Below are 13,039 nucleotides of genomic sequence, written 5' to 3' on the forward strand. Positions count from 1 at the left end.
TTATTAGCAAACTAAGGACAGTATTTTGCAGAGATAAGGACATCACTCAATTGAGTAAACATCAATTTCTCATCAGTAGCGTCTTATTATCGTTCAGTACATACGCAGCAGAAAAAAACGTTAATGCCCCAACATCATCAACTATTGATGGCTTATGGCAAGTGACTCAGGTCAACATAGACAATGAGACTACCCGCACGCTTAGCTATCAATTTAACGATCCTCGATTACTAGGAAGAGTGATCAATATTTCCGCTCAATCAATAGAAAACAATCTGCCGGAAAAAGACGTCTGCACAGCGCCAACCTTAAGTATTGAGAGAAGCACGCTAAATCAATTCATCGGCAAGTCGATGGGCGGAGATAAAAGCATCTCGGCTAAAAACTATGCATTGAAAGAAAACGGCCAAGCAGAAGTCTCTCTTTTCAAGATCGCTTGTCACTCCGGATCATTCGGCCCATCCGATAATGGTGCAGGCTCCAGCTTTGCCGCTCTCAATCCACAAAAAATGCTGGTTAATTGGTACGATGGTTCGCTACTGCAATTAGAACGGTTACCGAAAGATCCTAAACCTGTAGCGTCTTTTGACTGCGCTAAATCTACAAGCGTTGTTGAAAAAACTATCTGCTCAGACTTCAATTTATCCGCCTATGACAAAAGCGTTTCTCAAGCTTGGCTGTTGGCAAAAAAGCAGGCGACCGATGTAGGAGATAAAAAACTGGCAGCCTCTTTAAACAGCACGCAAAAATCTTGGTTACTGCAAAGGGATAAATGCCGAGATGACAAAGATTGCCTGGCCGATACGATGCAAAAACGAATCGATGCACTTACGTCACACGATTAAAACTGCGTTCCTACTCATGTTGGCGGTATTGAATACTGAAGCTTCCGCCAACGAAAAGTACTCCTCTGCCGAGTACCTCAAAAACTACGCGCTTAGCGTCTGTATCGCCGAGGGGTACTCAGCAAAAGAAGTCAAAAACGATGCCGCAGCCGCTGCTCGGGGTTACATGGAGTTCGGCGATTATTCTCTGGAGGCGCATACCGCCGTCAGGGCGCTGGCAAAAGAATTTCTGGCAAAGCCCTATGACAGCATGTCTGGGGAGCCGATGACGATGGCCAAGTGCATCGATCTTGTACATAGCCAAGCGTTGCAAGCCATCATCAAGAAGTACCAAGGGAAAGACGACAACTGATAATAAATACGCATCCTTACATATAATAAATGTTAGTTTAGAAAAATAGGAAAGGAATCCTGATGCAATACAAAACAAAAGCAGATCTGGATAGATCTGTCGATGAACTCAAAAAACTATCAAGAACGTTTTCACGACAGTATCTATACACCAACGAATCAAGAGCTAATTTCTCACTGGAAATAGACCAACTTATTCAGTTTGCACAAAGGGATATCAGTATACACTGCACATCCTACGCTGGGGCAATCAGGGACATTGAAGACGAGACTAATCATCTTAAACGCCAAGCTTTTGCTATCGACGCAGGAAGAAATACGCTCTATATATCAATAGAAAAAAAGAAGAGTAACAACACCACCAACCTTATTTTGAAGCAGATAGGTTTTGTCGGTGGAGGAACACAAATATTCGCCGGAGTCGGTACTTGTGCAGCGACTCTCGGTATGGCGTGTGGCGGTTTTGGCTTACCGCTGATTGCTCAAGGTACTAACAATATTTATGAAAACGGTTACTATTTACTTTTCCGAAAAGATAAATCAGGCAGTGTCAGAAATGCCTATCGATATACTGCAAAAGCACTAGGATATAGTCAGGATGCTGCGGATACAATTTATGGCACTGTAGATCTTAGCCTATCTGGATATGGAATGATCAGGAAAACATTAAAACCAGATGCCTGGAGATTATATAGGAATATCAATAGCGACTTTATTCGTGGTTGGCAAGAGATGGGCCGAACAGGTTTGACGATTGAGGTTATATCAGATTTAACAACCGGCAGCGGGATGTACGAACTCATAAAGGACAACCAAAGAAAATGACTCCAGACGTCACGCTATCAACTTACTCATATGGATTCTTATTTTCCTACTTTTCATTGTCACTCATAATTTTAGTGGCATTATATTACTTAAAAAAAATATCGGCACGCAAACACAATTATCCATTGTTTGTTTTCAACTGTCTCATTGTTGTTGTTATGGGAGTCCTACAGCTCTCAATTTTTGCATATGGAAATGATTTTCTTAATCTTTTCTACCCAATAGGCAACGATAACTATGACTCTATTCACTACGGCAGTTTGATGTTCACCTTTATCTACTTAACTCAACTACCAAAAAACACCTATTGCAAAGAAGAAAAGAATCGAAGTTAGCCATCTGATTAGATGACTAAATCAACATACGCCCAAAGCAGTCTAAAATCCCCATCAGCAGGAATGCCTTATGCGATTTTCCATTGTAAAAAATAAAAGCGGCCAGGTTCCGCCGCAAAGCAGTTGCGATTTTCTGCCGCCGGGCGGCACCATCGGCCGTAGCGTGGACAACAACCTGGTGCTGCCGGACGAAGAGCGCGCCATTTCCCGTCTGCAGGCGATCGTGCACATTTCCTCTGACGGCGAATGCCGCATCACCAATCGCGGCAACGTCACCCGCGTGCTGCTGAACGATATTCCGCTGGAGCGTGGCCGCCAGGTTGAACTGCAGGATGGCGACGTGCTCGGCATCGACGATTACCAGATTGAAGTCAGCGCGCTGCAACAGCACGCCGCGCCGCAGGCTCAACCGGTGGCCAAGGCCGTTGCCGCTGCTGCGGCCCCTGCAGCCGCCGCCAAAGAAAAATCCGCCGCGCCGATCCCCAACGAAATCTGGGACAGCCTGGTGGAAGAATTTACGCCGAATGCGTCGGCCGCCGTCACACCGCCGCCGATCGCCAATCCAGACAGCCATCCGCTGCTGGATACCCCCGCTCGCGAGCTGAACCCGGCCGATCCGCTGGCGCAGCTGGCGGGCGATGTCGATCTGCGCCAATTGCAGCAACAGCAAACCGATCCGGCCGCCCTATTCAACACCGACTCCACTTTTGAGCGTGAGCATATCCTGGCCGACACCACCCCCAGCGCGCTGCTGGCGGAGCAGGCTGCGCCACCGCGCCCGGCTCCCCCCGTCCAGAATGCGCAGCAACCGGAACAAGAGCTGGATCCGCTGGCGCTGTTCGGCGGTTCATCCGCGCCCGCTTCGCCAGAGACGTTAAACAGCAACGACCCGCTGGGGCTGTTGATGGGCGGCGCCGTGCCGCTGGCTCAGCCGGAGGAACCGGCACAACCGCCGTCCCCACCACCGGCGCCGATCGCCGCACAACCGCAAGCGCCGCGCCCTCAACCGACGCCGCCGCCGGTGCAGAGACCCGAGCCGCAGCCCCAACCCGCACCGCAGTTCAGCCAGCAGGAACCGCCTGCGCAACCTCCGCGCCCGCGCCAGGGCAACCGCTTGGGCATCGATCCGGTCGCCTACCAGTCCGCCCAGCGGCAGCACGCCGCCGCGCCGAATGGCGACACCTTGGAGGGGCCGCTGCTGACGGCGCTGTTGCAAGGCATCGGTCTCGACGATCTGCAGCCGCAGCCGCATTTCGACGAACAACAGATCCGCCAGGCCGGCCGCCTGCTGAGCCTGTTCTCGCAAGGCACCGTCGCCCTGCTCTCATCCCGCTCGATCCTCAAGCGCGGCGTGAAGGCTGAGATGACCATGATCCTCGACGAGGCCAACAACCCGTTCAAACTGCTGCCTTCGGGGAAAACGGTGCTGATGCAGATGTTCGGCAGCCAGATGCCGGGCTTTATGCCGCCGGAACAGGCGGTGCGCGATGCGCTGATCGACCTGCAGGCGCACCAGCTGGGGATGATCGCCGGCATTCGCGCCATCATCGCCGCCATGCTGCAGTCGTTCAACCCGGAGCGCCTCGAAGAGGAAGCGCGCAAGGAAGGCGTGGCGCCGCGTCTGTCGCTGCCCGCCAACCGCAAGGCCGCGCTGTGGGACTACTTTGTGAAGAACTATCAGCAAACCTCCGGCGAAATCGAGGACGATTTCCACACTCTGTTCGGCGAAGCCTTCCTGCACGCCTATGACGTTGAAGTGAATCAATACAAAGACTCACAGACCAAACCGGACGCGTAATGAATATCACCATAGCCTCTACCTCCAATCAGGGCGGCCGCGCCTCCAACCAGGATCAGACCGGCGAGGTGCTCGGCAACCGCGCCGCCTGCTTCGTGGTGTGCGACGGCATCGCCGGTTTTCCGGGCGGCGATATCGCCGCCAAACTGGCGCGCGACACCATTTTGCAAAACTTCGACGGCGAAAAGCACCTTAACGCCCAGAGCATTCGTCAGCACATTACGCGCGCCAATGCCGCCATCCACCAGCAGCAGCGGCAGTCGGACGAATACAGCAAGATGGGCACCACGCTGGTCAGTCTGTTTATCGATCGCGATTACCAGCTGGCCTACTGGGCGCACGCCGGCGACAGCCGCCTGTACCTGTTCCGCCGCGGCTACCTGCATGCCGTCACCACCGACCACAGCCTGATCCAACAGATGCAGGACGCCGGTTATCAGACCAACGGCATCAACAGCAACCTGCTGTATTTCGCGCTGGGGCTCAACGAAGAGCGCGACGCCACCTACAGCGACGTGCTGCAGCTGGAAGACGGCGACGTTTTCCTGCTGTGCACCGACGGCTTCTGGCACAGCTTCAGCCAGGCCGAACTGGAACAGTCGCTGCACATGGTCAACTCCCCCAGCGAGTGGATCGCCCTGATGCAGCAGGCATGGAAGAAAAACAATAACAGCGATAACTACAGCGCTATCGCCGTCTGGATTGGCTCACCGCAGGAAACCACCCTGCTGCATTCGCTGGCGGATGCGGAACGGTTTCTCATCCGCGACTGAGTCGGCGCACATTCACAGCAAGGTTCACTATGAAATACTGGATGCCGGGGCTCGTCGCCCTGATGGCGGTACCGACCGCGCAGGCGATGAACTATCGCCTGGTTTACTCCCCCAGCCAGAAGCTGGAAGTGTTTATTGATGACGTCAAGAACAGCAATCCGGAAAGCTGGTGCGGCAAAAGCATCCCGCTGCGCATCGTCTCGGCGCAAGGCAAAGATCCGGCCGTGTTGAACGACTTTCTGCCCCGCGTCGGCAATCTGCTGGAAAAGCAGTGCCCAAAAGCCGGTCATCTGCCCTGGACGCTGACCGACAAGCGCGGTGAGAAGCTGGCGACCGGCGAAGCCGCCAAAGCGCGCGGCTGGAAACCGGTGGTCAAGCAAGAGACCGCCGAGCAGCCGCAAACCCCGCCGCCGCCGACCATTCCTGCGGCGGTGGCCGTCACCTCTGCGCAGGCGGACACCGCGCCGCCACAGCGTTTCAGCCTGCCGCAGGGCTGCCACTTCCGCACCTTCTGGGGTGACGAAGCCACCGGCGGCTCGCTGTTCATTCCCGCTGGCGACGCGCTGCGCTGCGGCGAGGACGGCTGGCTGCAAGGCAGCGGCGCGGTCACGCTGCAACACGGCGGGCAAACCCTCTCGCCGACGCTGTGGTTCCTGCAAGGTTACCCGCTGGCGAAGATTAACGGCGGCGATCGCGCGCTGACCGTCGTCAGCGCCAACGCCCAACGGCTCATTTTGGGCGGCAACCCGCAGGCGCCGGGCAGCTTCCTGCTGCTGACCTTCGAACCGCAGTTGCATGCCTGGGCGTTCAACGGTGAAGCGATCGTTGAAATGCCGCGTGTCGACGCCGCCGACGAGACCAAGATCACACAGCGCGTGCAGCAGGCGCAAACCGCCTGGCAGCCGCTGCTGAGCGCCTCCGCCCCGCTGACCTTCAAGCTGGTGGAACAGTTGGCCGCAGACCGGGTCGATCCCGCCAGCGGCAGCTACCTGTCGGTTAACGGCGCCACTCACTGATTATAAGGAAAGCCTGTGAAATCATTAGCAAGCATGCTGCAAGGCCAGTCGATCGCCGCGGCCATCACCGCCGTCGAGAACGATATCAAGGCAAAACCGGCGGATGCCGACCTGCGCGCCGCGCTGGTGCAACTGCTGTGTCTGAGCGGTAACTGGACGCGCGCCAACGCGCAGTTGAAATCCTGGCAGGCGCTGAAACCGATCGCCCAACCAACCACCTTGCTGCTGATGCAGTCGGTCAACGCCGAGCTGCAACGCCAGGCGGTATTCGCCGGCACGGCCGCGCCGACGCTGCTGCGGCAGGCGCATCCCTGGCTGAAACTGATGGTGCAGGCGCTGCATCAGGATGCGCAAGGGGCGGCCGAGCAGGCCCAGACGCTGCGCGATGAGGCGCTGGAGGCCGCCCCGGCCGGCGCCGGGCGGTTAATGCTGGCCGAAGGCGACCAAGAGCGGCAGCTGAGTTTCGACTGGCTGACCGACGGTGACGGCCGCCTCGGGCCGGTGTGCGAGCTGGCGCTCAACGGCGTTTACTACTGGGTGCCGTTTGCCGACATCGCCGCGATCCAGTTCCAGGCGCCACAGAGCGCCATCGATCTGGTGTGGAGCCATGCGCTGGTGCGCCTGACCGACGGCCGCGAACAGGTATGCCAACTGCCCGCCCGTTACCCGCTGCCCGAAGGCAGCGACGACGCGCTGCTGCTCGGCAAACGCACCGAATGGCAACCGCTGGGCGACGGCGCCCACTATGCGGGGCTGGGCCTGAAGACCTGGCTCAGCGAAAGCGACGAATTCCCGCTGCACAGCCTGCGGCAGTTGAGCTTCGACGCGAGCGCCTGACCATGAACGACAAGCGCCCCCCCCACTATGACGGCGGCGATCTGCGCCGCCAGGGCTATCGCTCTCGTCAGGACAGCGAACGCCTGACTTCACGCGACAAAATGCAGCCGGTGCTGCTCGATATGCTGACCGACGACGAACCGCAGAAAAAGCAGGAGGCGCAGGTGCGCAACCTGGTGTCGCACAGCGAGCTGCGCCGCCGGGTATTGCGCGATTTGCAGTGGCTGTTCAACTGCGTCAACAGCGAATCCAATCTGGATCTCGGCGATTTTCCGCAGGTGCGGCGTTCCACCCTGAATTACGGCATCGCCTCGCTGGCGGGCAAGCGCATGTCGGACATCGAATGGCTGGACATTCAGCGCGCGCTGACCGATTCCATCCTCCATTTCGAGCCGCGCATTCTGCCCGACGGGTTGCAGGTGCGCTGCATTTCGGACACCGGCTCGCTGGATCTGCACAACGTGCTGTCGATCGAAATCAAGGGCCGCCTGTGGTGCGTGCCCTATCCGCTGGAGTTTCTGTTCCGTACCGACGTGGATCTGGAAAACGGCCACTTCGATCTGAAAGACATAGGGTAAGGCGATGGACAGTAAACTGTTAGATTATTACAACCGCGAGCTGGCCTATCTGCGTGAGATGGGCGCCGAGTTCGCCGAACAGTACCCGAAGGTCGCGGGCCGTCTCGGCATGCGCGGCATCGACGTGGCGGACCCTTATATCGAGCGTCTGATGGAGGGCTTCGCCTTCCTCACCTCGCGCGTGCAGCTGAAAATGGACGCCGAGTTCCCGCGCTTTTCTCAGCGCTTGCTGGAGATCATCTACCCCAACTACCTGTCGCCGACACCGTCGATGGCGATCGCCGAGCTGCAGCCGGACAGCAGTAAAGGCGATATCAGCAACGGCTTCGTGGTGCCGCGCGGCACCATGATGGACAGCCAGACGCTGAAGAAAAGCGGCATCACCTGCAGTTACACCACGGCGCATGACGTCACGCTGCAGCCGGTGCGCATCGCCGGCGTCGAGCTGGGCGGCATTCCGGCCGATATTCCGCTGGCCTCGCTGGGGCTGCAGCACAGCGGCTGCGTCAGCGCGCTGCGCATTCGGCTCGAGTGCTACGAAAGCGTGACGCTCAACAACCTGCAGCTGGACCAATTGATGTTTTACCTGGCCGGGCCGGACATGCAGGCGCAGCAGCTGCTGGAGTTGCTGATGCAGCACAGCGTCGGGCTTGTCTGCCAAACGGTGGAGGCTCAGCCGCAGCGGCGGGCGCTGGCGTTGGACGGGCTGCGACAGGAAGGCTTTGCCGCCGATCAGGCGCTGCTGCCCAACGATCTGCGCAACTTCGAAGGCTACCGGCTGCTGCAAGAATATTTCGCCTTCCCGGCGCGCTTCCAGTTCTTCAGCGTCAACGGCCTGCGCCCGCTGTTGCAAAGCGTGCGCGAAAGGAAAAAGGCGCTGCGCCAGTTCGAAATCGTGGTGCTGCTCGATAGGCACGACGCCGCGCTGGAACGAGTGGTCGACGTTGCCCATTTGGCGCTGCACTGCACGCCGGTGATCAACCTGTTTCCGAAAGTGGCCGAACGCATCGCGATCAACGAAAAGAACCACGAATACCATCTGGTGGTCGACAATATCCGGCCGCTGGATTACGAAGTGTTTTCGGTGCAGCGGCTCGGCGGCAGCGCCAGCGAAAAACGCTACGAGCAAGAGTTTCGGCCGTTTTACAGCACCCTGAGCGCGGACGACGGCAACTATGGCGCCTACTTCTCGCTGCGGCGCGAACAGCGCACGCTGTCGGAGCACGCCCGCCGCTACGGCACCCGCACCGGCTATGCCGGTTCGGAAGTGTTCGTATCGCTGGTGGACGAACGGCAGTCGCCGTGGCACAGCGATCTGAAATACCTCACCGCCGACGTGCTGTGCACCAGCCGCGACCTGCCGTTGATGCTGTTGCAGCAGGATCAGGGCAATTTCGTGATGCCCGATTCAATCCCGATCAAGCAGGTCTCGCTGCGCAAAGGCCCTACACCGCCGCGTCCGGCGCTGGCCGAAGGGATGATCACCTGGCGGTTGATCAGTCAGCTGCAGCTGAATTACCTCAGCATGATGGACGGCGATCCGGAACAGGGCGCCGCCAGCCTGCGCCAGCTGCTGGGGCTGTACGGCAACCTGAGCGAGCCGGCGATCGCCAAACAGATCCAGGGCGTGCGCCACTGCAACCTGCGGCCGGTCTATCGGCGAGTGCCTGAACCCGGCCCCATCGTGTTCGCGCGCGGTATCGCCATCGATCTGACGGTCGATGAGCAGGCGTTCTCCGGCAACAGTCCTTACCTGCTCGGCAGCGTGCTGGAGCGCCTGTTCTCGCGCCTGGTGGCGATGAACACCTTCACCGAGATGACGCTCTCCAGCCAGCAGCGCGGCGAGATCGCCCACTGGCAGGCGCGCATGGGCAAAAGGACGCTGATATGAGCGCGGAGATGATCGCCACCGAACTGGCGCCGCCGCAGATCAACGCGCTGTATCGCCTGCCGGACGACTTCTGGCCGCGGCTGCGCAGCGCACCTTACAAGCACGATCTGTTTCAACTGCTGCGGCGCATCGACGCCCAGGGCGGCCAGCCCTACCTGCTGGGGCGCGCGCCGCTGCCGCGCCACGAGATGCTACGCCTGGGCCAGGAACCTTCGCTGTCGTTCGCGCCGTCCACGCTGGCGCAGGTGACGCCGCGCGCCAACAGCCCACTGCACGACGTTTCGATCTTCAGTTTCGGCCTGTTCGGCCCCAACGGGCCGCTGCCGCTGCACCTGACCGAATACGTGCGCGAACGGGTGTATCACCATCAGGACACCACCCTGCTGGCGTTCACCAATCTGTTCCATCACCGGCTGACGCTGCTGTTTTACCGCGCCTGGGCCGACGCGCAGCCGACGGTATCGCTGGATCGCCCGGACAACCGGCGCTTCGACGAGTACCTGTCGAGCCTGATCGGCATCGGCCAGCCGGCGCAGCAAGAGCGCGACAGCATCAACGCCCACGCTAAACATTTTATGGCCGGTCATCTGATTCGCCACAGCCGCGATCCGGAAGGCCTGAGCAAAATTTTGCAGCAGTATTTCAAAGTGCCGGTGCGCATCGTCGAAAACGTGCCGCACTGGCTGCGGGTGGAGCCGCGCGAGCAGGCGCGGCTCAAGGCCGGACGCGGCGCGCCGCGGCTCGGCGAGTCGGCCTTTCTCGGCATCGCGGTGCGGGATATTCAGCACAAGTTCCGCATCGAGCTGGGGCCGATGCCGCAGCAGGACTATGACCGCTTTCTGCCCGGCGCCGACCTGTGCCGGCAACTGCGCGACTGGGTGCGCCAATACCTGGGTATCGAGTTCGTCTGGGAAGTGCGCCTGATCCTGGCGAAGGAGCAGGCGCACGGCATCCAGCTCGGCGGCGCGCAGCGATTGGGCCTGAGCAGCTGGCTGGCCGACCATCGACGACAGCGCGATCTTGACGATCTGATCTTCAGCCCTGAACCGCTGGAAAACCCGTTCTGACCCTATTTCGGCCGACGCCCTGCGGCGCCAGGCCACTCTGAGACCTGAGGAAAACCATGTCTGAAATCAGCCGCTCGGTATTATTTGGCAAACTGGATAGCCTGTTATTCACCTCTCTGGAAAGTGCGACGGCGTTTTGCAAGCTGCGCGGTAACCCCTACGTCGAACTGGCGCACTGGCTGCATCAGCTGATGCAATCGCCGGACGGCGATCTGCAGCAGATCGTTCGCCACTTCGCGCTGGACGAGGCGCAGCTGGCGCGCGACATCGTCGAGGCGCTCGATCGCCTGCCGCGCGGCGCCAGCGCCATCTCCGATCTGTCCGAGCACATCGACAGCGCGGTAGAACGCGCCTGGGTCTATGGCTCATTGAAGTTCGGCGCGGCGCGCATCCGCGGCGGCCACCTGCTGCTCGGCATTCTGAAAACCTACAGCCTGCGCCACCTGCTGAAGGCCATTTCCCCGCAGTTCGAGCGCATCAACGCCGATCTGCTGATGGAACAGTTCGCCGCCATTACCGCTCACTCGGCGGAAAACGCCCAGGATGCGGCGGCGCAAAGCGGCGCCGAGCCCCTGCCCGGCGCGGCGCGCAGCGGTGAAAGCGTGCTGGCGCAGTATGCCCAGGATCTGACTGCCAGAGCGCGCAACGGCGAGATCGACCCGGTGGCCGGCCGCGATGAAGAGATCCGACAAATCGTCGATATTCTGATGCGCCGCCGCCAGAACAACCCGCTGCTGACCGGCGAGGCCGGCGTCGGCAAAACCGCCGTGGTGGAAGGCCTGGCGCTGCGCATCGTGGCCGGCGACGTGCCGCCGCAGCTGCGCGACGTGAAGCTGTGCCTGCTGGACATCGGCATGCTGCAGGCCGGCGCCGGCGTCAAGGGCGAGTTTGAAAAACGGCTGCAGGCGGTGATCGACGAAGTGCAATCCAGCCCGACGCCGATCATCCTGTTTATCGACGAAATTCACACCCTGATCGGCGCCGGCGGCGCCCAGGGCACCGGCGACGCCGCCAACCTGCTGAAACCGGCATTGGCGCGCGGCCAACTGCGCACCATCGGCGCCACCACCTGGTCGGAATACAAGAAATACATCGAGAAGGATCCCGCGCTCACCCGCCGTTTCCAGGTGGTGCAGGTGCACGAACCGAGCGAAGACAAAGCGCTGCTGATGCTGCGCAGCACCGTCAGCCCGCTGGAGCAACACCACCGCGTGCTGCTGCTGGATGAAGCGGTGGACGCCGCGGTGCGGCTGTCCCATCGCTATATTCCGGCCCGCCAGTTGCCGGACAAGGCGGTGGCGCTGCTGGATACCGCCTGCGCGCGCGTGGCGGTCAGCCAACATGCCGAGCCCGCCCAGGTCGAAGACTGCCGCCACCGCATCGATGCGCTGCAGATAGAGTTGGATATCGCCCGCCGCGAGGCCAAGGTCGGCATCGGCGATCCCCTGCGCCCGCAGGAGATTGAAGCCCAATTGACCGCGCTGCGCCAGGAACTCGAACAGTTGACCGAGCGTTGGCAGCAGGAGCTGGCGCTGATCCAGCAGATCATCACGCTGCGCGCCCAACTGCACGCCCAAGAAGAGGCGAGCACCGACGAAGAGACGCAAACGCGCCCTGATGCCGACGCGCTGCGCGCCCAATTGGGCGAACTGCAGCAGCAGCTGAGCGCGCTGCAGGGCGAAGCGCCGCTGATCTTCGCCGCCGTCGACGCCAACATCGTGGCGGCGGTGGTGGCCGACTGGACCGGCATCCCGCTGGGCCGCATGGTGAAAAACGAGATTGAAGCGGTGCTGCAGCTCTCCGACACCCTGAATCAGCGCGTCATCGGCCAACGCCATGCGCTGGATCTGATCGCCCGCCGGGTGCGCACCTCACGAGCGCGGCTGGACGATCCGAACAAACCGGTCGGGGTATTCCTGCTGGCCGGGCCCTCCGGCGTCGGCAAAACCGAAACCGCGCTGGCGCTGGCGGAAACCCTGTACGGCGGCGAGCAGAACGTCATCACCATCAACATGAGCGAATTCCAGGAGTCGCACACCGTTTCGACGCTGAAAGGCGCGCCGCCCGGCTATGTCGGCTACGGCGAGGGCGGCGTGTTGACCGAGGCGGTTCGCCGCCGTCCTTACAGCGTGGTGCTGTTGGACGAGATCGAAAAGGCGCATCCGGACGTACATGAAATCTTCTTCCAGGTGTTCGACAAGGGCTGGATGGAGGACGGCGAAGGCCGTCATATCGATTTCCGCAACACCATCATCATCCTGACCTCCAACGTCGGCACCGATCTGATCGCCGGGTTGTGCAGCGATCCGGAGCTGCTGCCGGAGCCGGAGGCGCTGAGCGGCGCGCTGCGCCAACCGCTGCTGTCGGTGTTCCCGGCCGCCTTGCTCGGCCGCCTGCTGGTGGTGCCGTATTACCCGCTGACCGACGCCACGCTGGGCAACATCGTGCGCCTGCAATTGGGCCGCATTCAGCGTCGCCTGGCGGAGAATCACGACATCGTCTGCACCTTCGACGATGCGGTCATCGAGCAGATCGTCAGCCGCTGCACCGAGGTGGAGTCCGGCGGCCGCATGGTCGACGCCATCCTGACCAACACCCTGCTGCCGCAGATCAGCCACACCCTGCTGACCGGCAGCGCCAACGACCAGCGCTATCGCCAGCTGCATATCGCGCTGCAGAACAACGAATTCATTTGTCAATTTCAGGCATAACGCCGCGGCCGC

At 60.2% G+C, this 13,039-nt stretch carries 11 protein-coding genes; all 11 read left to right on the forward strand.

The features are described from left to right. The first annotated feature begins 50 nt into the window (after window positions 1-50). The 11 genes from HWW83_RS04425 (at window position 51) to tssH (ending at window position 13,027) form a co-directional block, all read left to right on the forward strand. A complete protein-coding gene (locus tag HWW83_RS04425; protein WP_046688506.1) occupies window positions 51-845 on the forward strand; it encodes a lysozyme inhibitor LprI family protein in 795 nt (264 codons plus the stop codon). Window positions 846-861: 16 nt separating this feature from the next. Then, on the forward strand, window positions 862-1,197 hold the full coding sequence (locus HWW83_RS04430; protein ID WP_046687348.1) for a T6SS amidase immunity protein Tai4 family protein: 336 nt from the start codon (window positions 862-864) through the stop codon (window positions 1,195-1,197). 62 nt (window positions 1,198-1,259) lie between these two features. Beyond that, window positions 1,260-2,021, forward strand: a complete 762-nt coding sequence (locus HWW83_RS04435) for a DUF4225 domain-containing protein (protein WP_033643557.1) — start codon at window positions 1,260-1,262, stop codon at window positions 2,019-2,021. A gap of 405 nt (window positions 2,022-2,426) precedes the next feature. Beyond that, window positions 2,427-4,154 carry a type VI secretion system-associated FHA domain protein TagH gene (gene tagH, locus HWW83_RS04440; RefSeq protein WP_033643558.1) on the forward strand — a complete coding sequence of 576 codons (1,728 nt, stop codon included), beginning with the start codon at window positions 2,427-2,429 and terminating at the stop codon, window positions 4,152-4,154. Then, window positions 4,154-4,927 (forward strand): PP2C family protein-serine/threonine phosphatase, encoded by a 774-nt coding sequence (locus HWW83_RS04445; protein WP_033643559.1) that lies wholly within the window; start codon window positions 4,154-4,156, stop codon window positions 4,925-4,927. The genes tagH and HWW83_RS04445 overlap by 1 nt, the downstream gene beginning before the upstream one ends. A 29-nt stretch (window positions 4,928-4,956) precedes the next feature. After that, window positions 4,957-5,943, forward strand: coding sequence for a hypothetical protein (locus HWW83_RS04450; protein WP_033643560.1), 987 nt, complete (start codon window positions 4,957-4,959; stop codon window positions 5,941-5,943). 15 nt (window positions 5,944-5,958) lie between these two features. Beyond that, window positions 5,959-6,780 (forward strand): type VI secretion system accessory protein TagJ, encoded by an 822-nt coding sequence (locus HWW83_RS04455; RefSeq protein ID WP_033643561.1) that lies wholly within the window; start codon window positions 5,959-5,961, stop codon window positions 6,778-6,780. Between the two features lie 2 nt (window positions 6,781-6,782). After that, window positions 6,783-7,358: a type VI secretion system baseplate subunit TssE gene (locus HWW83_RS04460; protein ID WP_033650842.1), complete on the forward strand. Its 576-nt coding sequence runs from the start codon at window positions 6,783-6,785 to the stop codon at window positions 7,356-7,358. A gap of 4 nt (window positions 7,359-7,362) precedes the next feature. Beyond that, window positions 7,363-9,249, forward strand: a complete 1,887-nt coding sequence (tssF, locus tag HWW83_RS04465; protein WP_060660568.1) for a type VI secretion system baseplate subunit TssF — start codon at window positions 7,363-7,365, stop codon at window positions 9,247-9,249. Continuing rightward, window positions 9,246-10,316 (forward strand): type VI secretion system baseplate subunit TssG, encoded by a 1,071-nt coding sequence (gene tssG, locus HWW83_RS04470; RefSeq protein ID WP_021505743.1) that lies wholly within the window; start codon window positions 9,246-9,248, stop codon window positions 10,314-10,316. Before tssF ends, tssG begins: the two co-directional genes overlap by 4 nt. A gap of 56 nt (window positions 10,317-10,372) precedes the next feature. Beyond that, window positions 10,373-13,027, forward strand: coding sequence for a type VI secretion system ATPase TssH (gene tssH / locus HWW83_RS04475; protein ID WP_033643564.1), 2,655 nt, complete (start codon window positions 10,373-10,375; stop codon window positions 13,025-13,027). Window positions 13,028-13,039 lie beyond the last annotated feature (12 nt).

Origin of the sequence: Serratia ureilytica, from assembly GCF_013375155.1 — a bacterium.
Taxonomy (GTDB): domain Bacteria; phylum Pseudomonadota; class Gammaproteobacteria; order Enterobacterales; family Enterobacteriaceae; genus Serratia; species Serratia ureilytica.

Bases quoted from the DNA above. Each gene is read 5' to 3' on its own strand.
- tssF (WP_060660568.1), top strand. From the start codon at position 7,363: ATGGACAGTAAACTGTTAGATTATTACAACCGCGAGCTGGCCTATCTG.
- HWW83_RS04435 (WP_033643557.1), top strand. From the start codon at position 1,260: ATGCAATACAAAACAAAAGCAGATCTGGATAGATCTGTCGATGAACTC.
- tssH (WP_033643564.1), top strand. From the start codon at position 10,373: ATGTCTGAAATCAGCCGCTCGGTATTATTTGGCAAACTGGATAGCCTG.
- tagH (WP_033643558.1), top strand. From the start codon at position 2,427: ATGCGATTTTCCATTGTAAAAAATAAAAGCGGCCAGGTTCCGCCGCAA.
- tssG (WP_021505743.1), top strand. From the start codon at position 9,246: ATGAGCGCGGAGATGATCGCCACCGAACTGGCGCCGCCGCAGATCAAC.
- HWW83_RS04460 (WP_033650842.1), top strand. From the start codon at position 6,783: ATGAACGACAAGCGCCCCCCCCACTATGACGGCGGCGATCTGCGCCGC.
- HWW83_RS04445 (WP_033643559.1), top strand. From the start codon at position 4,154: ATGAATATCACCATAGCCTCTACCTCCAATCAGGGCGGCCGCGCCTCC.
- HWW83_RS04450 (WP_033643560.1), top strand. From the start codon at position 4,957: ATGAAATACTGGATGCCGGGGCTCGTCGCCCTGATGGCGGTACCGACC.
- HWW83_RS04430 (WP_046687348.1), top strand. From the start codon at position 862: ATGTTGGCGGTATTGAATACTGAAGCTTCCGCCAACGAAAAGTACTCC.